Annotated in this window: 19 protein-coding genes, 3 tRNA genes and 1 pseudogene; 5 read left to right on the forward strand and 18 right to left on the reverse strand. The window is 25.2% G+C overall.

The window, feature by feature from the left end; translation table 11 throughout:
* The first annotated feature begins 677 nt into the window (after positions 1–677).
* Entirely contained in the window at positions 678–1418 is a 741-nt protein-coding gene (locus tag AB4W74_RS02065; protein ID WP_367681809.1) for a 16S rRNA (uracil(1498)-N(3))-methyltransferase, read from the forward strand.
* 2 nt (positions 1419–1420) lie between these two features.
* Here the strand turns inward: AB4W74_RS02065 and AB4W74_RS02070 are convergent, their stop codons facing one another.
* The 5 genes from AB4W74_RS02070 to AB4W74_RS02090 form a co-directional block, all read right to left on the reverse strand.
* Positions 1421–2023 carry a 5-formyltetrahydrofolate cyclo-ligase gene (locus AB4W74_RS02070; protein ID WP_367681810.1) on the reverse strand — a complete coding sequence of 201 codons (603 nt, stop codon included), beginning with the start codon at positions 2021–2023 and terminating at the stop codon, positions 1421–1423.
* A 33-nt stretch (positions 2024–2056) separates the two neighbouring features.
* Positions 2057–2716 carry a ribose-5-phosphate isomerase RpiA gene (gene rpiA, locus AB4W74_RS02075; RefSeq protein WP_367681811.1) on the reverse strand — a complete coding sequence of 220 codons (660 nt, stop codon included), beginning with the start codon at positions 2714–2716 and terminating at the stop codon, positions 2057–2059.
* 191 nt (positions 2717–2907) lie between these two features.
* Positions 2908–2982, reverse strand: a tRNA-Gln gene (locus tag AB4W74_RS02080).
* Between the two features lie 32 nt (positions 2983–3014).
* Positions 3015–3096: transfer RNA gene (locus tag AB4W74_RS02085), tRNA-Leu, on the reverse strand.
* Between the two features lie 9 nt (positions 3097–3105).
* Positions 3106–3179, reverse strand: a tRNA-Met gene (locus AB4W74_RS02090).
* Positions 3180–3319: 140 nt separating this feature from the next.
* On the opposite strand from AB4W74_RS02090, the gene glnS reads away from it, so the two are divergent.
* The 4 genes from glnS (at position 3320) to queE (ending at position 8863) form a co-directional block, all read left to right on the forward strand.
* Entirely contained in the window at positions 3320–5014 is a 1695-nt protein-coding gene (glnS, locus tag AB4W74_RS02095; protein WP_367682253.1) for a glutamine--tRNA ligase, read from the forward strand.
* Between the two features lie 116 nt (positions 5015–5130).
* Positions 5131–6777 carry a CTP synthase gene (locus tag AB4W74_RS02100; protein ID WP_367681812.1) on the forward strand — a complete coding sequence of 549 codons (1647 nt, stop codon included), beginning with the start codon at positions 5131–5133 and terminating at the stop codon, positions 6775–6777.
* 24 nt (positions 6778–6801) lie between these two features.
* Entirely contained in the window at positions 6802–8112 is a 1311-nt protein-coding gene (eno, locus tag AB4W74_RS02105) for a phosphopyruvate hydratase (protein ID WP_367681813.1), read from the forward strand.
* Between the two features lie 88 nt (positions 8113–8200).
* Positions 8201–8863, forward strand: coding sequence for a 7-carboxy-7-deazaguanine synthase QueE (queE, locus tag AB4W74_RS02110; protein ID WP_367681814.1), 663 nt, complete (start codon positions 8201–8203; stop codon positions 8861–8863).
* A 27-nt stretch (positions 8864–8890) separates the two neighbouring features.
* Here the strand turns inward: queE and queD are convergent, their stop codons facing one another.
* From queD to mutS, 13 genes and pseudogenes are all read right to left on the reverse strand, one after another.
* Positions 8891–9253, reverse strand: coding sequence for a 6-carboxytetrahydropterin synthase QueD (queD, locus tag AB4W74_RS02115; protein ID WP_367681815.1), 363 nt, complete (start codon positions 9251–9253; stop codon positions 8891–8893).
* A 44-nt stretch (positions 9254–9297) separates the two neighbouring features.
* Positions 9298–10320, reverse strand: a complete 1023-nt coding sequence (locus tag AB4W74_RS02120; RefSeq protein WP_367681816.1) for a peptidoglycan DD-metalloendopeptidase family protein — start codon at positions 10318–10320, stop codon at positions 9298–9300.
* Between the two features lie 64 nt (positions 10321–10384).
* A complete protein-coding gene (gene ispF / locus AB4W74_RS02125; protein WP_367681817.1) occupies positions 10385–10885 on the reverse strand; it encodes a 2-C-methyl-D-erythritol 2,4-cyclodiphosphate synthase in 501 nt (166 codons plus the stop codon).
* Between the two features lie 17 nt (positions 10886–10902).
* Entirely contained in the window at positions 10903–11613 is a 711-nt protein-coding gene (gene ispD / locus AB4W74_RS02130; protein WP_367681818.1) for a 2-C-methyl-D-erythritol 4-phosphate cytidylyltransferase, read from the reverse strand.
* Between the two features lie 45 nt (positions 11614–11658).
* On the reverse strand, positions 11659–11859 hold the full coding sequence (locus AB4W74_RS02135) for a septum formation initiator family protein (protein ID WP_367681819.1): 201 nt from the start codon (positions 11857–11859) through the stop codon (positions 11659–11661).
* A 37-nt stretch (positions 11860–11896) separates the two neighbouring features.
* On the reverse strand, positions 11897–12517 hold the full coding sequence (cysC, locus tag AB4W74_RS02140) for an adenylyl-sulfate kinase (RefSeq protein ID WP_367681820.1): 621 nt from the start codon (positions 12515–12517) through the stop codon (positions 11897–11899).
* Positions 12518–12532: 15 nt separating this feature from the next.
* Positions 12533–13951 carry a sulfate adenylyltransferase subunit CysN gene (cysN, locus tag AB4W74_RS02145; RefSeq protein ID WP_367681821.1) on the reverse strand — a complete coding sequence of 473 codons (1419 nt, stop codon included), beginning with the start codon at positions 13949–13951 and terminating at the stop codon, positions 12533–12535.
* An 18-nt stretch (positions 13952–13969) separates the two neighbouring features.
* Entirely contained in the window at positions 13970–14878 is a 909-nt protein-coding gene (gene cysD / locus AB4W74_RS02150) for a sulfate adenylyltransferase subunit CysD (protein WP_367681822.1), read from the reverse strand.
* A 9-nt stretch (positions 14879–14887) separates the two neighbouring features.
* Positions 14888–16309, reverse strand: coding sequence for a siroheme synthase CysG (gene cysG / locus AB4W74_RS02155; protein WP_367681823.1), 1422 nt, complete (start codon positions 16307–16309; stop codon positions 14888–14890).
* A gap of 111 nt (positions 16310–16420) precedes the next feature.
* Positions 16421–17159, reverse strand: a pseudogene (locus AB4W74_RS02160) (phosphoadenylyl-sulfate reductase).
* Positions 17160–17171: 12 nt separating this feature from the next.
* Positions 17172–18875: an assimilatory sulfite reductase (NADPH) hemoprotein subunit gene (cysI, locus tag AB4W74_RS02165; RefSeq protein ID WP_367681824.1), complete on the reverse strand. Its 1704-nt coding sequence runs from the start codon at positions 18873–18875 to the stop codon at positions 17172–17174.
* Complete coding sequence (locus tag AB4W74_RS02170) at positions 18875–20674, reverse strand: assimilatory sulfite reductase (NADPH) flavoprotein subunit (protein WP_367681825.1); 1800 nt, start codon at positions 20672–20674, stop codon at positions 18875–18877. The genes cysI and AB4W74_RS02170 overlap by 1 nt, the downstream gene beginning before the upstream one ends.
* A 127-nt stretch (positions 20675–20801) precedes the next feature.
* Positions 20802–23207 (reverse strand): DNA mismatch repair protein MutS, encoded by a 2406-nt coding sequence (mutS, locus tag AB4W74_RS02175; protein ID WP_367681826.1) that lies wholly within the window; start codon positions 23205–23207, stop codon positions 20802–20804.
* Positions 23208–23212 lie beyond the last annotated feature (5 nt).

The following is a 23212-nucleotide window of genomic DNA, read 5'->3' on the forward strand; positions in this document are numbered from 1 at the left end:
TTATTTAAAATAAAAAAATAATTTACTATTCAGTACATATAACTATTTTAAAGAAATCATAAAAATGATAAAAAATAAAAACATTTGTAATGATATAAAAATATTGCAGTTAAAATCTATAAAAATAAACCTAAAATATATTTTTATAGATATAAAAGAATTAGAATAAAAAAAACCACTGCTTTACTATCATATAACTATAAAATTTGAAGAAATATTAATAAAAAACGAAATAAAATAGAAATATATATTTCTATTTCAAATGTTAGGGAATAAAAAGTACCAGAAAGATATAGGTTAGAAAAATATATTAAAAATAAATTATATCAAAAAATAAAATTTAACCTTCATCATTTATAATCTTCTGTTAAAGAAAAAATAAAGATAAATCTAACTTTTAATATAAATAATTAAAAAATAATATAAAAGAATAAAAAAATTAAAAAACGTAAATAAATTTTAAAAAAGCAAGATCACTTAAAAAAAATAAATATAATTTACTTTTATATGAACAACATATATAAAATCAGATTTTCTATAAGAAAAAAAATTTTTAAGAAATAGAATATCAATTTTCTAGTGACAAAAACGAGAATGGAAAAAAAAGGAATTAATCTTTAAAGAAAAAGATAATTATACTAATAAAAATATAAAATTAATTATTAAAAAAATAAAAAATGAAAAAACGTATTCGACGAATTTATATTGAAGATCATTTAAAAATTAATCAAATAATATTATTATCAAAAAATAATACACACTATGTAAAAAAAGTATTACGAATGAAAGAAAAAGATAAGTTAGAAGTATTTAACAATCAAAAATATGTTTTTATTTCTGAAATAATAGAAATTAAACAAAAAACAATTAAAGTAATTATTTTAAAAAAAGAAATAAGAAATATTGAATCACCACTATCAATACACTTAGGTTTAGTTATATCAAAAAATGAAAAAATGAAATTTTCTATACAAAAATCTGTCGAGCTAGGAGTAAAAAAAATTACACCATTAATTTCAGAATATTGTCATCTTAAAAAAAAATCAAATGATTTTTTAAATAAAAGTAAAAATTGGAAAAACATAAAAATATCTGCATGTCAACAGTGTAATCGAAATATTTTCCCAAAAATTAATCATCCAGAATCTATCTTCTCATGGTGTAAAAAAACATATAAATATGGAACAAAAATAGTTTTTGATCCACACTCTACACTAACAATGAACGTACTACCTAAAAAAATTAATTATATTCGATTATTGATTGGCTGTGAAGGTGGATTTTCACGATTAGAAATAGAAAAAATTATTCAATATAAATTTATTCCAATTAAATTAGGACCAAGAATTTTAAGAACAGAAACTGCTGTAATTGCAGCAATTACTGCTTTACAAATAAAATTTGGTGATTTTAATTAAAATTAGTTAAAAAAATATATTTTTTTTGGTGTTAGTACTATGGGAAGAGCAATATCCCAATATTCTTTGGGTATATAATTTATTATTTGAAAATCATAAGCTAATCCTATAGGAATGATGTTTTTTATTTTCCAGTTTTTTAAAAATTGATCATAAAATCCTCCACCCATACCAAGTCTAATACCTGTCTGATCACATGCGACTAAAGGTACAATTATCAAATCTAAATATGATGATGAAAAAATATTTGGAATATCATAAAATGGTTCTAATATGTTATATTTATTATAATATAGAACAGAATAAGGGGTAAAAGGAACAAAAATTAACTGTCTTAAATAAAAAGAATTTATTACAGGAAGAAATACATTTTTTTTTTGTTTCCACATTTCTAAAATTAGAGGATATGTATTAATTTCACCATCAAAAGGTAAAAAACAACCAATATTTTTAGCATTATAAAAAACATTATAATTAAATGCTATATTCAAAATTTTTTTTGATGCATCATACTTACTCGTTAAATCTATGGAATTACGCAAAATACGCATGTAGGATCGAATATTTTTTCGATATGTAAATGATTTGGTTGATATATTATACATTATTTTAATATTAGTCGTATTTAATAAAAAAAATTAATTTTTTATGACATCAATACCATTTTTAGTTCCAATTAGCAGTACATCTGCAACTCTTGAAGCAAACAAACCAACACTAACTACGCCTGGTAGAGAATTTATTTTTTTTTCTATAGATATTGGATCTTTAATATATAAGTTATATACATCTATAATGATGTTACCATTATCTGTTATAACATTTTTTCTTAATTTTGGTTGTCCTCCTATTTTTAATATTTCTTTTGATATATAAGATAATGATATAGGAATAATTTCAATAGGTAATGGAAAATTTCCTAAAATATTTACTTTTTTCGATTCATCAATAATACAAATAAACTTTTTTGACATAGCAGCAATAATTTTTTCTCTTGTTAAAGCAGCTCCACCACCTTTAATCATTTGCATTTGACGATTTATTTCATCTGCACTATCTACATATACTTCTAGAGAATGAAATTTTTTTAAATTTAATACTTTTATACCACTCTTTTGCAATAATAAAGTAGAAGCATGAGAACTAGATACAGCTCCAGATATTAAATGTTTTACTGTTTTTAAAGCTTGAATAAAATAAAAAACAGTACTTCCTGTTCCAATCCCAATAACCGTTCCAGGACAAATATAGTCCAATGCAGCCCAAGCTGCTTTTTTTTTTAATTTGTCTAATTTCATAATATAAAAAACCTATTTTATTTTAAATAAATATTCTAAAATAGAAAAATAATAGATTTTTAACATAATCAATCTAATAATATCTTTATAAAGATATATAATATAGTATTTTCATACATCAAAAAATAATTTTTATGTATTTATAAAAAAAATATTTTTTTATTAAGATAAGAAAAGAGACGTTTTTAGGATGGCTGGGGTACCTGGATTCGAACCAGGGATGCCGGTATCAAAAACCGGTGCCTTAACCACTTGGCTATACCCCATTATCATTATAGATTTTAAAAAATGTACTGTATACGGGAGGCGAGATTTGAACTCGCACACCTTACGGCGCCAGAACCTAAATCTGGTGCGTCTACCAATTTCGCCACTCCCGCACTAGAAATTGGCTACGACGGGAATTGAACCCATGACCCCAGCGTTATGAGTGCTGTGCTCTAACCAACTGAGCTACGTAGCCTGAAAAATAAAATGTTTTTAAAATCAATTAGTTTTTATTTTATAATATAAAAAGTAAATAATCAACAATATTATTAATGTAAAAAAATGATTTTTTTAAAATTTTTAAAAAATAGAAAAATAAAATTAAATATGAAAAAAATGAATAATGAAAACAAACAAAATAACAACAACTTTATTAGTAAAATTATTAATGAAGACTTTCAAAAAAATAAAAATTTATTATTACATACTCGTTTTCCTCCTGAACCTAATGGGTATTTACATATTGGACATGCCAAATCAATATGTTTAAATTTTGAAATTGCAAATTTATATAATGGATACTGTAATCTTAGATTTGATGATACAAATCCTAATAAAGAAAATAAAAAATATATTAATTCTATTAAAAATGATATTAGATGGTTAGGATACAAATGGTATAAAAGAGCCTTTTATTCTTCTGAATATTTTTCAATACTATATAAATATGCAAAAGAATTAATTAAAAAAGATTTAGCATATGTCGATCAACTAACAAAAGAGCAAATACGTGAATATAGAGGAACATTAAAAAATGTAGGAAAAAATAGTCCTTATAGAAACCGTAGTATTGAAGATAATTTAAAATTATTTAAAAAAATGAAAAATGGATTTTTTAAAGAAGGAGAAGCTTGTTTACGCGCTAAAATCAATATGAGTTCTCCATCTATTATTATGCGTGACCCCGTATTATATAGAATTATTTTTACTAAACACCATCAAACTAAAAATCAATGGTGTATATATCCTATGTATGATTTTGCTCATTGCTTGTCTGATTCTATTGAAGGTATTACTCATTCTTTTTGTACATTAGAATTTCAAGATAATAAAAATTTATATAATTGGATTCTAAAAAATACTAATGTTAAACATTATTCACAACAATATGAATTTTCTAGATTAAATTTAGAATATTCTATCTTATCTAAAAGAAAAATTAGCATATTAATTAATAAAAATATAATTAATGAGTGGGACGATCCAAGAATATTGACTATTGCTGGACTAAGAAGAAAAGGTTATACAGCATCTTCTATTCGTCAATTCTGCCATAAAATTGGTATAACTAAACAAAACAATTTAGTAGAGTTTTCTATGTTAGAATATTGTATTAGAAATGAACTTAATCAAACAGCAACCCGAACTATGGCTGTCTTGGAACCTATTAAAGTATATTTATACAATATAGATGATGATTATGAAAAAAAAATAACTGTACCTAATCATCCAAATAATCCAAATTTAGGAAATCATGAAATTATTTTTACTAATACTATATATATTGAACGAAAAGATTTTCAAGAAAAATATGATAAAAAATATAAAAGATTAAAAATTGGAACCGAAGTTCGTTTACGCCATGCATATATCATAAAAGCAGAAAAAATAGAAAAAGATAAAAATGGCAATATTGTAACCATTATATGCTTTTGTGATACTACTAGCTTAGGAAAAAAACCAATCAATAAAAAAAATCCTGCCGTAATACACTGGATTGCAAAAAAAAATACCCTTCCAGCTAAATTTAATTTGTATAATCATCTATTTACAATAAAAAACCCTGAACAAAAAGAAAATTTTTTATCGTTTTTAAATCCTGATTCATTGATAATAAAAAATGGTTTTATTGAAAAAAAAATAGGGAAAAAAATTATAAAAAAAATAAATAGTAATAACTATGAAAATTTATTTTTTCAATTTGAAAGAATTGGTTATTTTTGTTTAGATCAATTAAGTTCAAAAACTACATTAGTTTTTAATAGAACTGTTAGTTTAAGAGATTCATGGAAAGTAAAAATGAAAAATTAAAATAATTTTTTATATTTTTTAAAACTACTAAAATTATTGCCTTATTAAAATAATTAAATTAAAGATTAAAATCTTTAAATTATCTATTCATTTTAACTAATATTTTTATATTTAGCATGACTAAAAATTATATTTTTATAACTGGCGGAGTAGTATCATCTTTAGGAAAGGGAATAGCAGCTGCTTCATTAGGAGCTATATTAGAAGCACGCAGTTTAAAAGTAACCATTATGAAGTTAGACCCATATATTAACGTAGATCCCGGAACCATGAGTCCTATTCAACATGGCGAAGTATTTGTTACTGAAGATGGTGCTGAAACAGACTTAGACTTAGGACACTATGAACGATTTATTCGTACTAAAATGACGTGTTTAAACAATTTTACTACTGGAGGAATTTATTCTGAAGTTTTAAAAAAAGAAAGAAGAGGAGATTATTTGGGTTCAACTATTCAAGTTATACCTCATATTACTAATGCGATTAAAAATAGAATCATTTTATGTTCTAAAACTAGCGATATTATTCTCGTAGAAATAGGTGGAACAGTTGGAGATATTGAATCTTTACCATTTTTAGAAGCTATTCGTCAATTAGCAGCTGATGTTGGACGAAAAAACGTAATATATATACACTTAACACTTGTACCATATATAAAAACAGCTGGAGAAATTAAAACTAAACCTACTCAACATTCAGTAAAAGAATTATTATCAATTGGAATACAACCAGATATTTTAATTTGTCGCTCTCAAAAAACAGTACCAAAAAACGAAAGAGAAAAAATTGCATTATTTTGTAATGTACCAGTAAATGCTGTAATTTCTTTGAAAGATGTCAAATCAATATATAAAATACCGAAAGTATTAAAAGATCAAAAATTAGATAATTATATTTGCCAATATTTTGGATTAAACGTCCCAGAAGCTAATTTAAAAGAATGGGAAAAAGTAATTTACGAAGAAAAACATTCTGTTAAAAAAATTATTATTGGTATAATCGGAAAATATATTAAATTACCTGATGCATATAAGTCCGTAATAGAAGCACTTAAACATGCAGGTTTGAAAAATAAAATTAAAGTTCAAATAGAATTAATTAATTCTCAAGAAATCAATAAGAAAAATTTAAAATTATTAAAAAATCTAAACGGTATTCTAGTACCTGGAGGATTTGGAGATCGTGGTGTAAAAGGAAAATTATTATCTGTTCAGTATGCACGCGAAAATAAAATTCCATATTTTGGAATATGCTTAGGTATGCAAATAGCAATTATAGAGTTCTCACGAAATGTTATGGGTATTAAAGAAGCTAATTCTACAGAGTTTGACTCAAAATGTAAATTTCCTATTATTGACTTAATTAAAACAAAAATAAATAATATAAAAAAAAATATAAACAATCAAAAAAATAATAATTCTAATTTGGGAGGTACTATGAGATTAGGTAGTCAACCTTGCAAATTAATTTTAAATAGTTTATCTCAAAAAGTATATAATAAGAATGTTATTATAGAAAGACATAGACATCGTTATGAAGTAAACAGTACTTTAGTAAAAAAAATAGAGAAATCAGGATTGAAAATTGCAGGGCGTTCTAAAAAAAACAATGTAGTTGAAATTATAGAAATTTCTAATCATCCTTGGTTTGTTGGTTGCCAATTTCATCCCGAATTTACTTCTACTCCGCGTGATGGACATCCATTATTTATAGATTTTATCAAATCAGCAGAAAAAAACAAAAAAAATAAATTTATTATATAATATACTACTCAAATAAGGCAAAAAATGTCTAAAATATTAAACATCACTGGTCGAGAAATAATTGATTCTAGGGGTAATCCTACTATAGAATGCGAAGTATGTCTTGAAGGCGGTTTTGTCGGTATAGCTTCAGCACCATCTGGTGCTTCAACAGGTTCTTTTGAAGCGTTAGAGTTAAGAGATAATGACAAAAATCGATTTATGGGAAAAGGTGTTCAAAAATCAGTTGAAATAATAAATAAGAATATTTTTCATGCTTTAAAAAATAAAAATGCACAAGATCAAATTAATATTGATCAAACTATGATTGATTTAGATGGTACAAAAAATAAATCTAACTTAGGTGCTAATTCAATTTTATCTGTATCTTTAGCAGTTGCAAAAGCAGTTGCATCCTCTAAGAACATACCTTTTTATCAATATATTTCTGAAATTAATAATACTCCAGGAATATTTTCAATGCCTCTTCCCATGATTAATATAATTAACGGGGGGAAACATGCTAATAATAATATTGATCTTCAAGAATTTATGATACAACCTATTGGTGCGCAATCAATAAAACAAGCGATACGCATGGGAGCAGAAATATTTCACGAGTTAGGTAATTTACTTAAGGATAAAGGTATAAGTACTACAGTAGGAGATGAAGGAGGATATGCGCCAAATTTTAAATCAAATGAAGAAGCATTAGATATAATTCAAGACGCAATACACAAAACTAAATATATATTAGGCAAAGATATAACATTATCTATAGATTGTGCGGCATCTGAATTATATGATAAAAATAGTAAAGTATATCAATTTCTCGGAGAAGATATGCAACTTAGTTCGCAAGAACTCACACATTATTTAGAAAATCTATGCAATAAATACCCTATTATTTCTATAGAAGATGGACAAGATGAATCAGATTGGGAAGGTTTTTTATATCAAACAAAAAAACTAGGGGACAAGATACAATTAGTAGGGGATGATTTATTTGTTACTAATAAAAATATTTTAAAAAAAGGAATAAAAAAAGGAATCGCAAATGCAATTTTAATAAAATTAAATCAAATTGGAACCTTAAGTGAAACAATAGAAACTATTAAAGTTGCAAAAAAATTTAACTATAGCGTTATTATTTCTCATCGATCAGGTGAAACAGAAGACACATCAATAGCTGATTTATCAGTAGGAACAGCATCAGGTCAAATTAAAACTGGATCAATGAGTCGATCTGATAGAACTGCTAAATATAATCAATTAATTAGAATTGAAGAAAAATTAGGGAAAAAATATGCTCCATTCTATGGATTAAGGGAAGTTCATTCATCTTTTATAAGATAAAAAGGTAATTTTAATGAGAATCAGGTATTCTAAAATATATACCAGTTTCTCATTAAAATAAAACTATTAAAATTTTATGAGTATAATCATGTATTACTATCCGATTAATGAAATCTTTCAAACAATACAAGGTGAAGGTTATTACTCTGGAACACCATCAATTTTTATTCGATTACAGGGGTGTCCAGTACATTGTAAATGGTGCGATACAAAATATACATGGACATGTAATAATAAAGACAAAATTTCTAATAAAGAAATGATAACGAAAAAAAAGAAAGACAAAAAATGGAGTTACATGAATCTTAAAGAGATTTTGTTATTATTAAAAACCAAAAAATGGACCGCTAGACATATTGTAATTACTGGTGGCGAACCCTGTTTATATAATCTTCTCGAAATTACAACAGAACTAGAAAAAAAAGGATATAGATGTCAAATAGAAACTAGTGGAACGAAATTAATCATATGTTCTATAAAAACTTGGATTACACTCTCACCAAAAAAACATCAAAAAACATTAGATACTTCGATTTTACGTTCTAATGAGATAAAATATCCTATTTTAAAAGAAGAAGATTTACTGTATTTAGAAAATATTTTAAAAAAAATAGAAAACAAAAAAAAACATCATATTTTCTTACAACCTATTAGCCAAAATAAGAACGCAATCAAAATTTGTATTAAACAATGTATAATAAAAAATTGGCGATTATCAATACAAATACATAAATATATTAAAATTCAGTAAACTTCTTTATTAAAATTGAACATAATTCTAAACACCTTGATAAATACATCCTGATGTGCACGTTTCTTTAATTATAACAGCATTTAAAATAGATAAACTTGGCTTTAAACGGTTCCAAATCCATTGAGCTATTATTTCGCTTGTTGGATTTTCTAAACCTGGTATATCATTTAAAAAATTATGATCTAACTGATTATATATAGGTTTAAAAGCTGATTTAATATCGGCATAATCTATTATCCAACCACTTTTTTTTTGAATATTACCTGCGATTTTTAAACGAACTAAAAAAGAATGACCATGTAATCGTGAACATTTATGTCCTTTATCAACATATGGTAGATAATGTGCTGCTTCAAATTGAAAATCTTTAAATATGATAGTTTTCACAAATTTCTCAATATAATATTAAAGTAAAAAATATGATTTTTTTATTATTTAGTGTTAGGCAGAATAACTTGTGGATTAATAGGTTCTCCTTTATAACGTATTTGAAAATATAATTTAAAAGATCTATTGTTTAATGAGCCCATAGTAGCAATTTTCTGTTTTTTATATACTTTATCTTTTTCATTAACTAAAATAGATTCGTTACATCCATATATACTTAAATAATTATTTTTATGTTGAATAATAATCAAACGACCATAATGTTTAAAAGAACTATCAATAAAAACAACTTCGCCGGAAGCTACGGCATAAATAGATTGCCCTTTAAAACCAGATATTTCAAAACCTTGATGATCATTAATTTTAAAATTAGACAATTTTTTGATATTTAAATTTCTTACAGGCAAACACCAAAGATCAGAAATAAAAAAATTTTTTTTTTGTAAATAAATATTATTTTTTTCTTTTAATTTATTATGTAATGGAAAATATATTTTTTTAAAAAATTTATTCATTTTAATTAAATGTGCGATATTTGATGATTTTTCAAAAAATGATTTACAAGAAATATACTTTTTTTTAATTTTATCTTCATTGAAGATGATAAATCTTAAAAGATTTATATTCTTAATTGAAATATTTGCAATCCATACCTTTTGTCCTATAAATATTTTATAGGATTTCTTAAAATTATTAAATTCATATAATTTTTGACAAGTATAACCAAAATGTTTACAAAGAGAAAATAATGTATCTCTTTTTTTTACAATATAAAAAACATGAAAAATATTTTTTTTAAAACAAATCATATAATTATGATTACCAATAAAAAAATTGTTTTTTTTATTAAAATATTTTTCATTATTTTTTAATGATGAAAAATGATTTTTTTTAAAAAAAAAATCATTTAAACAATCTTGATAAAATGTATTTTTTATTTTTTTTAAATGATTTAAAAAAGATTTTTCATTTTTTTTAATGATTGAATTTCCAGATGCAATATTTGTATAGGAAAAAAATGTAAAAATTAAAAAAAATAATCTATATATTAAAAAATTTGATTGCATTTATCACACCGTTAAATTTCATTATAATAAAATTAGATAATAAAATTTTTATATAAAATAAATGTTAATATTTTTTTTTCAAATTACTGTTTTTAGACTCTATAAGCATCACGACTGATTGACAGGCTATACCTTCCTTTCTGCCAATACATCCTATCATTTTAGAACTTGTAGATTTTACACTTACTTTTTCTATTTCAATGTTGAGATCTGATGATATATTTGATCTCATTAAAAAAATATGAGGTAAAATTTTGGGGGTTTCAGCAATAATAGTAGTATCCACATTACATATACGATAATTTTTCGAATAAATTTTCTTCCATACATCTTTTAATAAAGTTCTACTGTTGATATTTTTATATTTTTTGTTTTCACTAGGGAAAAGTGTACCAATATCACCTATTGCCGTTGCTCCTAAAAATGCATCTATTAAAGAATGAATTAACACATCACCATTAGAATGAGCAAGTAAACCTTGATGATAAGGTATTTTTACCCCCCCAATAATTAAAGGTTTCATACTACCAAATGCGTGAATATCAAAACCACATCCAATTCTCATTATTAATTACATCCTCTTTATTTTTTAAAAAAATCTTTAAGATAAAGTCTCGCAAAAACAATATCTTCAGGATAAGTGATTTTTATATTTTTATGACTTCCTAAAACTATTTCAGGATAATGTCCGCAATATTCCAATGCTGATGATTCATCCGTTATAGTAATTTGATCTTGAATAATTTTTTTTAAGCACAATCGTAATAAATTTATTGGAAATAATTGAGGAGTTAAAGCATGCCATAGTTGTTTTCTAGGAATAGTATGTAATATTTTTTGATTTGTTCGATCAGTACATTTTATAGTATCAGAAACAGGTCGTACTAAAATACCACCTACTTTGCTATTTTTAGCAGTAGAAATTAAATTTTCTAAATCTTTATAACTCAAGCAAGGACGTACTGCATCGTGCACCATTACTAAATCAGCGTCTGTTTTAACCATTAACCCAGATAGAACAGAATATATTCTTTCGGGACCTCCTAATACAGATAAAATCCGCAAATCAGATGATATAGGTAATTTATGAAAATAATTATCCTCTTGATGTAAACTTACAATAATACGAACTATATTAGGATGTAATAACAATGTTTTTAAGGTATATTCAAGAATAGTAAAATTTTTTATTTTTATATATTGTTTTGGAAAAGCTAACTGCATTCTTCGACCTATTCCTGCAGCAGGAACTACGGCCATAATTTTTGGCTTAGGTGAATTAATTAATGTCATTGAATATCCAAAAAAATTTATTTATTTAACATTTTTAAAAATTTTTTATTTTTTTATTATACTATTTAAACGTTCAATTTCTAATATTAACTGATTATTCCTTATTTCAAAATCCTCGTTTTTTTTTTTTTGAATTATAATTTTTTTATATATTTTAATATAATCCAAAACGCCATTTTTTCCAATCCAAAGAGAATACTGCAACCAAAAAAATAAAAATAGTAAAAATATTTTTAGTATTTTCATATTTCACTCTATATAATTGAATTTACAATAAAAATTTTTACTTAATATTAGGAAAGGATATAATATATCGATCATGTAATATTTTAATTAATTTTTGTGTATTCTTTTTTAAGGATGCTGTTCCATCTAAATGCAAATCTGGTTTTTCTGGTCTTTCATATACAGATTGAATACCGGTAAAATTAGATATTTCACCAAAAAAAGATTTTTTATATAATTTTTTAGGATCACGTTCTTTACATATATCAATCGGAGTGTCTACAAAAACTTCCAAAAAATTTTTTTTTCCTAAACGTGAAAAAATCATTTCTCTATGATTTTTATAAGGAGAAATAACAGCAACTAAAACTATAATTCCTGCATCTATCAATAGCCTTACCACCTCTCCAATACGTCTAATATTTTCATTTCTATCTACAACACTAAAACCTAAATCAGAACATAAACCTGATCTAATATTATCTCCATCTAATAAATAAGTACTACAATTATTTTTAAAAAGAATTTGTTCTAAAGAATTAGCAATACTAGATTTTCCTGATCCTGATAATCCTGTAAACCATATTACAAAAGATTTATGACTATTTTTTTTTTCACGTTTCACCCGCGTTACCGAACATTTTTGCCAAGTGATGTCTTTTTTAAAAAAATTATTCATGATAAAACCTATATACTATTTTTTAATATCCCAATGTGGAAAATATTTAAGAATTAAATTGTATAAATCTAATTCAAAATTATTTTTATTATTAGATATAATTTTTTCTTTTTTTTCCAAATTTTTTTTAATCATACCTGCTCCTACTGTAATATTAGTTAAAAGATCAATGAAAATTAAACTACCTGTAATTTTGTTTTCTGCATAATCATCAAATATCATTTTTTCAGTAAATGTAATTTTTATTCGTCCAATACTATTTAACTTTAATACATTAGTTGTCTTTTTAATTAAAGTATTTATATCTATTTTAAATAAAATTTCTTTAATATAAACATGCGTTTTTTTTCCTGATAATTTAATAAGATACGAATTACCTACTTTTAAAATATCATCAGTCATCCAAACGATATCTACAATTGCTTCTTGACAAGATTCTAAACAAGAATCTACATTAACAAAAAAATCTCCTCGACTAATATCAATTTCATCTTTTAATACTATCGTAATAGGTTCACCAGTTTCTGCTTTTTGTATATCTTTATTAAAATTTAAAATACGAACGATAGACGAATGAATATTACCAGGTAATATTTTTACATTCTGTCCAACATAAACTGTACCAGAAAATAATGTACCAGAATATCCACGAAAATTTGCATTAGGTCGATTAACATATTGTATTGGAAATCTAATTTCTGATGAATTACATGTATCTTTAATTTTGATATTTTCTAAAATATGTAATAATGTATTTCCCTTATACCATGGCATAGAATTACTTTTAAATACAATATTTTCCCCAATTAATGCCGATATAGGAACGAAAAAAATTTTTAGATCTTTTGAAAGATTTTTTGAAAATAGAAAAAAATCATTTTTTATTTTTGAAAAAATATCTTCTTTATATTCCACTAAATCCATTTTATTTATTGCAACAATAAGATACTTAATTCCAAGTAATGTAACAATAAAACTGTGCCTATAAGTTTGCTGAGATAAACCTTTCCTAGCATCTACTAATAAGATAGATAAATCACAAGTAGATGCACCCGTAACCATATTTCGAGTGTATTGTTCATGACCTGGGGTATCGGCAATAATAAATTTTCTTTTTTTTGTCGAGAAATAACGATATGCTACATCAATAGTAATGCCTTGTTCGCGTTCTGATTGAAGTCCATCTACTATTAATGCAAGATCTATTTTTTTTCCTTGTGTTCCATGACGTTTGCTATCTTTTTTTAAAGAAGATAAATGATCTTCGTAAATTTGTTGGGTATCATGCAATAGACGACCAATTAAAGTACTTTTTCCATCATCTACACTACCACATGTCAAAAATTTCAATAAAGTTTTTTTCTCATTTAAATACAACCAATTTTGAAAATTATCTTGCATAATAACACGTTTAGCATTAAAATTTTTATTCATTTTAAGATCAACCTATTTTTAAAAGTAACCTTGTCTTTTTTTAGATTCCATAGAGCTTTGCTTATCATGATCAATAGATCGACCTGTACGCTCGCTTGTTTTAACTATTAATGTTTCTTGAATAATATCTGGTAAAGTAGTAGATGTAGATTCAATGGCACTAGTTAATGGCCAACAACCTAATGTTCGGAATCGAACCATTTTTTGCATTACTTGTTCATTCGGGTTAATATTAATACGATCATCATCAATTACTAATAAGGCGCCATCTCTTTCCAAAACCGGTCGAATAGCAGCAAAGTAAAGTGGTACAATTTCAATATTTTCTAAAAAAATATATTGCCAAATATCTAATTCTGTCCAATTTGACAGAGGGAAAACACGAATGCTTTCTCCTTTGTTAATTTGACTGTTGTAATTCCACCACAATTCAGGGCGTTGTTCTTTAGGATTCCATTGATGAAAAGAATCGCGAAAGGAATAAATACGTTCTTTAGAACGTGATTTTTCTTCATCCCGTCTAGCTCCACCAAAAGCAGCATCAAATTTATATTTATTTAATGCTTCTTTTAATCCTTCAGTTTTCATTATGTCAGTGTATTTGGCACTACCATCTTGAAAAGGATTTATACCTAACAATTTTCCTTTTATATTAGAATGAACAATTAATTCTATATTTAAAGATTTAGCTATTCGATCTCTAAAGGAATACATTTCTCTAAATTTCCACCCAGTATCTATATGTAATAGTGGAAAAGGCAAACGACCTGGATAAAAAGATTTTCTGGCAAGATGCAACATAACTGAAGAATCTTTACCAATAGAATATAACATGACAGGATTATCAAACTCTGCTATTACTTCACGCATGATATAAATACTTTCTGATTCTAATTGACGTAAATGAGTAGCATTTTTTTTAAACATCGTCTTTCCTTAAATTAAATTTACTATAGAAGATGTATGTTTTATTTTGTTCAGTTCATTAAAAGTATTAAACCATTCTAATTTTTTATGCAATAAAACAACTTTTCCAATAATTAATAAAGATGGATTTATAGCAAATTTAACTACTTTATCAAGTTCATCTAAACGTCCTATAAAAACTTTTTGTTTAATCATAGTGCCTTTGCTAATTACAGCTATTGGAGTAGATTTTGAACGACCATGAAAAATAAGTTTTTGAGAAATATTTAACGCCTGTAAACTACCCATATATATAACTAAGGTATACGAAGAATCAGATAAAATAGACCAATTATTTAATATGCTATTTTTACATTTATGACCTGTAATAAATATTACGCCTTGTGCATATTCTCGATGTGTTAATGGTATACCAGTATAAGCTGCAATGCCAATTGCAGATGTAATTCCAGGTACAACTTGAACATCAATTCCAGCATTTTTTGCTGCTTCTAACTCTTCTCCGCCTCGACCAAATATGAATGGATCTCCTCCTTTCAAACGAACTACTTTTTTCCCTTTTTTTGCTAAAGATATTAGTAATTTTATAATTTCATCTTGAGTAATATTTTTTATACCAGCTGATTTTCCAACACAAATACATTTTGCATCTCGACGAATTAAATCTAAAATTTCTAAAGAAACTAAATTATCATATAACACTATATCTGCTTCTTGCAGTACCTGTAATCCTCTTAAAGTGAGTAAACTGCCGTTTCCAGGTCCAGCACCTACTAAAATAATTTCCCCTCTTAATATATTGGGTTCATCAATCATTTTCATTAAAAAATCAATTGCTTTTTTTGTTTGTCGACTTATTACATATTGAACAAAAATACTATTAAACAATTTCTCCCAAAATCGACGTCTTTCTAATACATTGTCAAATTTTTTTTTAATGATCGGTCTCCAATTTCCAGCAATTTTAGCAACATCACCTAATCTTAAGGGAAGAATAGATTCAACTTTTTCACGTAACAAACGCAATAAAACAGGTGCTGTTCCTCCTGAAGAGACAGCTAAAACTATTGGTGAACGATCAATAATAGAAGGAAAAATAAAAGAACATTTTGACTGATCGTCTACTACATTAACTAATTTATAGAATTTATTACATATTTGAAAGACTCTTTTATTTAATTTAATATTATTAGTAGCAGCAATTACTAAAAACATTTTATGAATATAAGTACTACTAAAAGTATGAGATATCCAAAATACTTTTTTTTTATTTAATAATTCTTTTATCTCAGAACATATGTCTTTACTAATAATATTAACTATAGCTCCAGAACGAAGCAGTAGTTTAATTTTATTAAAAGCAATTTCTCCAGCTCCTACTACTAATATGTTTTTTTTCTTTAAATCTAAAAAAATAGGAAGATAATTCACATTTACCTTATTGAAAAAATAGAAAATCTATATATATATTATATATATAAAATATAAAAAAAATATCTTATTTTTTTTATAAAAAACTATTTTTATAAATATATAAATTTATTAAGTCTTATCTTCATGCAAACCACATTCTCTTTTTAATCCAAAAAAACGTGTTTCTTCTTCTAGCATACCGTCTTCAAATTTCTTTGTAGTATGAACATCTCCTACAGAAATATAGCCCTCTTTTAATAAAGGATGAATGCTCAATTTATTTTTTTTAATATATGTATGTATTTCATCGTTAGACCAATCTAAAATTGGTAAAACTTTAAAAATATTTTTTTGAATAGAAATGTATTCCAACGAACTTCGACTGTTAGATTGTTGACGTCGTAGTCCTGCAAACCATGTCTTTACCGATAATTTTTTAAAAGCTAAATTCATTGGTTCTACTTTATTTATAGTATTATATAAATTAATCCCCTGAAGACCTTTTGTCCATAGTTTTCCATAACGTGCTTCTTGCCATGAGGGGGATATTTTAGAACGAAACACTTTTAAATTTAAATTCCATTTTTTTGTTAAAAGATCAATAAAATGATATGTTTGAGGAAATAAATATCCAGTATCAATTAATATGATAGGAATATTAGGTTTTTGTGTGACTATAAGATGTAATAACACAATTGATTGAATACCAAAACTAGATGACATAATATGCGTACATGGTAAATTTTTTAATGACCAAGATATACGCTTTTGAGCTGAATACTTAGATAGTATCACGTTAAATTTAAATAAAAATTCTTTTTTTTTTAGAATCCAACAAATTTATATTTTCATATTTAAATTGAGACATATTTTCTCTCTATCAATTCCAAAAATCGTGAATAGGATCAATAATTTCTTTAACAATTCTCTTTCTAATAATAAAATCTCCAAAATCTTCTTTAATTTTTCTTTTAATTGACCAGGTCTTTATCAAAAATTCTAAATGAGTTAATATTTCTTTTACTGTAATATTTTCTTTGTATATCTTTGGAATACGATTACCTATACGATTTCCACCTAAATATAGATTATATCGACCAATAGCTTTTCCAATTAAACCAATTTCAGATAATAAAGATCTTCCACAACCATTAGGACATCCAGAAATACGTAAGATTATTATTTCCTTTTCAACACCATATTTTAACATGATATTTTCTACTTGCGTAATAAAAAAAGATAGCATACGTTCAGCTTCCGCCATGGCCAAGGGACAAGTAGGAAAAGAAACACAAGCCATAGAGTGCTCACGTAATGGAGTATTTTTTTTGATCAGTCCATGTGATAATGCAATTTCTTCTATTTTTTGTTTGTTTTTATTTGATATTTTAGATATGACTATATTTTGATTAGCAGTAAGCCGAAAATTGCCTTCATGTAAATTCGCTATTTTTAATAAACCTGTTTTTACTAATTGTTTTTTATTATCGTCAATTCTACCATTTTGAATAAATATTGTTAAACTCCAATCATTATTAATATTCTTAGTCCATCCAAATTTATCGCCTCGACTATTAAAGTAATAAGGTCTAATAGTTTCGAAATTTACGTTAGCTCTTTTTTCAACCTCTTTTTTAAAAACACTTACACCTACTCTTTGTATAGTATATCTAGTTTTTGCATTTTTTCGATCAGTACGATTTCCCCAATCTCTTTGCGTAGTTACTATAGCTTGAGCAATAGATAAAACATTTTCAGAAGTAATATATCCTAATTCAACAGCAAGAAATGGCCATGTATTTTTATTTCCATGATTGATAGACAAACCACCACCTACTAGTACATTAAATCCAATAATTTTATTATTCTCTGTAATTGCTATAAAATTCATATCATTTGCATATAAATCCACATCATTGTATGGCGGAAGAACTACTGTAGTTTTAAATTTTCTTGGTAAATAAGTTTTCCCTAAAATAGGTTCGTGATCTGTAGTTGCAACTTTTTCTTGATCCAACCAAATTTCTGCATAAGCTTTAGTTTTAGGCAATAAAAAATCAGAAATTTTTTTAGCCCATTCATAACATGATTTATGTAATAAAGATTGATCAGGATTTGAGGTGCAAAGAACATTTCTATTAACATCGTTAGCTGTCGCTAAAGCATCTAAACCAATTTCATGTAGCATTTTATGAGCATCTTTTAATTTTTTTTTTAAAATACCATGAAGTTGAAAAGTTTGACGATTAGTTAATCGAATAGTTCTATATAACGTATTTTCATTTGCAAACTGATCAATTTTTAACCACTTTTTAGCTGAAATAATTCCTCCGGGTAATCGACAACGTAACATCATTGCGTAACGTGGTTCTAATTTTTGCTCATTACGTTCTATACGTAAATCCCGATCATCTTGCTGATACATACCATGAAATCGAATTAATGAAAAATTATCTCCAGTAAAACCATTAGTAATTTCATTTTTTAAATCATCTATAATTGTACCTCTAAGGTAATTACTGTTTTCTTTAATATTTTCTTCTTTTGTTTTTTCTAAAAGTATTTTTTTATGATTTTTTTTCATTAATACACATCTCTTTGATAACGTTTTTGTATTCGTAAAGTTTCTAAAAATTCGCTGGACTCGTCAATTGTCATATTACCATTTTTTCTAAAAATATCTAATAATGCTATTTCAACATCTTTTGCCATTTTAGATGCGTTACCACAAACATATATTTGTGCACCATTTTTTATCCAATACCATATCTCTTCTGCATTTTCTCTTATTTTATCTTGAACATATACTTTATTTTTTTGATCTTTCGACCAAGCTAAACTAATTTTAGTAAGAAGTCCTTTTTTTAAATATTTTTGCCATTCTAATTGATATAAAAAGTCTTCTGTAAAATTGGGATTACCAAAAAAAATCCAATTCTTACCAGTAGATTGATCATTATCACGTTGCTGCATAAAGGCACGAAACGGAGCAATGCCAGTTCCGGAACCAATCATAATAATAGATGTATCTTTATCTAGAGGTAAACGAAAATTGTTGTTTTTTTCAATAAAAATTTTTACAGAATCATCAACTTTTAAAGTTTGTGATAAATAACTAGAAGAACCACCTAAATACAAAGAACCAGAAATTATTTTTTTTACTAAACTAACTGTAATATGAACTTCATCATTTACTTCAGATTGTGAAGAAGAAATAGAATACAAACGAGGTGTTAAAGGACGTAATATATTAATAAATTTTTGAGAAGATAATTTCTTAGGAAAATCACAAATCATTTTTGTTAAAGGCGTATTTTTTACATAATCATTTAAGATTTTTTCATCTGATATAATCTCTTTTAAAATTTTATTTTTTGTAATATCAGCATAAAGTCGAATAATATTTTTAGTATTTGTAGTAAGTTCAAAATTATTTTTTAAAGCATCAAAAATCGTGATTGATTTATTTTTAAATATTATTTTATCAGATTTGTCTATATAAAGAATTTCCAATACTTTATTTACTAATTTACTACTATTTTGATACCAAATACCTAATGCATCACCAGGAGTGTAGATAATATTAAGTTTGCTAACGTCTAACTCAATATGATAAATATCTTTTGTTGAATTTCTACCAGTAATCTTTTGATTAACTAATACAAATGCTGTACCGGGATCATTCTTAGTACATATTGTTTTTTGATTAATAACACCTTTATTATTCAGAAAGGGAGAAGAAATATCTATATTTTTTAAAGAAACCAACAAATTTTGAGACCATTTAATATAATTTTCTTCATATTCAATGTCTGCATCTAATCTATTTAATAAACGTTTTGCTCCTAATTCACTCAATCTTTTATCAAAATCTTTTCCTGCTTGGCAAAACAAATCGTAGGAACTATCTCCTAATGCAAATATGCTATAGTATAACTGATTTAATTGAGGAGCTTTATTAGACATAATAAATTTATATAAAGACAATGCTTCTTCTGGAGGTTCTCCTTCTCCTTGAGTAGAAATAATTAAAACTAAAATTTTTTCATCTTGAATTTTTTTAAAATTATAATCAGCCGCTTTAACAAAGCAAGTTTTTTTATTTTTGTCATTTAAATAACTATTTAAACGTTCAGCAAGTGATAATGCGTTTCCAGTTTGAGATGCAGATATAATGGTAATAGTATTGTTTGAACTTTCTTCTTGAAATTTTTTATTCATTTCCAATTTTAATTGAGAAGAATCTTTATTAGCTAAATTCCAAAAATAACCCGAAAGCCAAGCACACTGAACACTAGAAAAATTTTTTTCAATTTTTTTTAAATTTTCTAATTGATCCGATTGAAAAGGAAAAAGAGCATTAAACAGATTTTTATTTTTCATTATACTAAATATCCAAATTTCATTATATCAATAAATTAATACCATTAATTTAGTACAATTTACATAAAATATAGTTTTTTATCTACTAATAAAAAATTGTAATTTTACATAAAATTAATTTAAAAATTTATTTTCTTTCTAATTCAATTAATTTATCTCTTGCATTTTTTATTACAATACTTGGAATACCAGATAAAGCAGCTACTGATATACCATAACTTTTATTTGATATACCTCTTTTAATTTTATATAAAAAAGAAATATTTAAATCATTTTCAATAGCAGAAAAATAAAAATTTTTTATATGCTTAAAAAAATCTTCTAATTTTGTTAATTCTACAAAATGAGTTGATAATAAAATCATAGATTTATTTTTTGATACTAAATATTCAGCACAAGACCAAGATAAAGCTAATCCATCTTTACTTGATGTGCCTCGTCCTAATTCATCTATTAAAACTAAGCTATCAGAAGTAGCATTATTTAAAATATTGGATATTTCCATCATTTCCATCATAAAAGTTGAACATCCATTACTAAGATCATCTGCAGCACCAATGCGTGTAAAAATTTTATCAATAGGACCAATAGAAGCATATTTAGCAGGAACAAAACTACCTATACACGCCATTATAACAATAAGAGCAACTTGACGCATATAAGTACTTTTACCACCCATGTTAGGACCCGTAATAATCATCATTCTATCTTTCTTTGATAAAGAAATAGAATTAGCAATAAAAGGAATATCTAAAAAACATTCAACAACTGGATGACGACTATCTAATAAATGAATGCCATATTTTTTAGTGATTTTAGGACATACATAATTTAAAGATATTGCACGTTCAGATAAATTCGCTAAAACATCTAATTCTGATAATGCCAACGCTGTATTTTTTATCTTATCTAAATATGGTTCGATTATATCGAATAGTTCCATATATAATTTTTTTTCTAAAAGTAAAGCTTCAAATTCAGCAGAAATAACTTTTTTTTCATAATTTTTTAACAAAGGAATAGTATATCGTTCCATATTTTTTAATGTTTGCACTTTAATATAATACTTCGGAATTAAATAAGAATGACGTTTGCTTACTTGAACATAGTAACCGAGAATCTTATTAAATTTAATTTTAAATGAAGAAATACTCAAATTTTTTTTTTCTTTTATCTCAAAATTTTTTAAAAATTTTTGAGAATGATTTTTTAAATCACGTAAATCATCAAGTTTTTTATTATAATTTGATGCTATTACTCCTCCATCTCGAATAGATAATGGAACAATTTTATTTATTGATTTTTTTAATAAAAAAAATATTTTTTCAAATTTACCAATAGAAAATTGTATCTTTTTAATGCAATTAGTATTTATTCTTTCTAATATTTTATCTATTTTTGGTAAAACATTTAATGTAGAACGCATTCTTAAAAAATCACGAGGAACAGCTGTACGCAAAGACAAACGAGAAGATATTCTCTCCAAATCACTAACCTGACGCAGCATTGATTGTATTTCTTTATAAAAAGGTTGAAGACACTTAACTATATTATGACGATTCCTAATTAAATTTAAATTTTTTAATGGAGCTTTTAACCAACGATTTAATAATCTTGTACCCATAGAAGTAACTGTTTTATTTAATATAGAAGATAAAGTATTTTTTTTATTGCCTGATATACCTTCAGTAATCTCAAGACTTTTATGTGCAATAGCATTAATAATAATATTATCTTTCATATAATTAAATTTTATTCCATAAATATGAGGTAAAAGCGATATATGCATTAATTTAATATAATTTAAAAGACAACCAGCTGGACGAATAACAAAATGATTTTTTTGTATACCAAAACCTTCTAAATTAGAAGTTTTAAATTGCAAGTTAAGCAACTTGTATGAACTATCTATATCAAAATCTAATAATGGACGCTTTTGTATACAATTTATATGAGATATTAATGAAATATCTTGAAAATTTTCAGGGTATAATAACTCTCTTGGTTTTGTTCGTTCAATTTCTGATAGTAAAGAATGTTTATCAAAATGTTCAGAAACACCAAAAAAACCTAATGAAATATCTAAAATAGAATATGCAAATTTATTGTTTTCTTTCCAAATAGATGCAATAAAATTGTCTTTGTTCTCTTCAAGAAAAGCTTCATCTATAATAGTACCAGGAGTAATAACACGTACTACTTGACGAGTGAGTAGCTTTTTTTTGGCATAGAAATCTTTTATCTGATCACATTCTATTTGATCACATATTGCAACAGATTCTCCCATTTTAATAAGTTTAGAAATATAATATTCTGCTGTATGACATGGTACACCCGCCATAGGTATAATATTTTTATTTGAGTAACCTTTTTTAGTTAAAGTGATTTTTAATAATTTCGAAATGCGTTTTGCATCTTCATAAAACAATTCATAAAAATCACCTATTTGATAAAAAAGAAACATATTAGGATAATCTGATTTTAAAGATAAATATTGTTTTATCATTGGAGTATCATCATTTTTTTTAATCATTTAAA

It is taken from the genome of Buchnera aphidicola (Hyalopterus amygdali), from assembly GCF_964059015.1.
In the GTDB taxonomy this organism is placed as follows: domain Bacteria; phylum Pseudomonadota; class Gammaproteobacteria; order Enterobacterales; family Enterobacteriaceae; genus Buchnera; species Buchnera aphidicola_BN.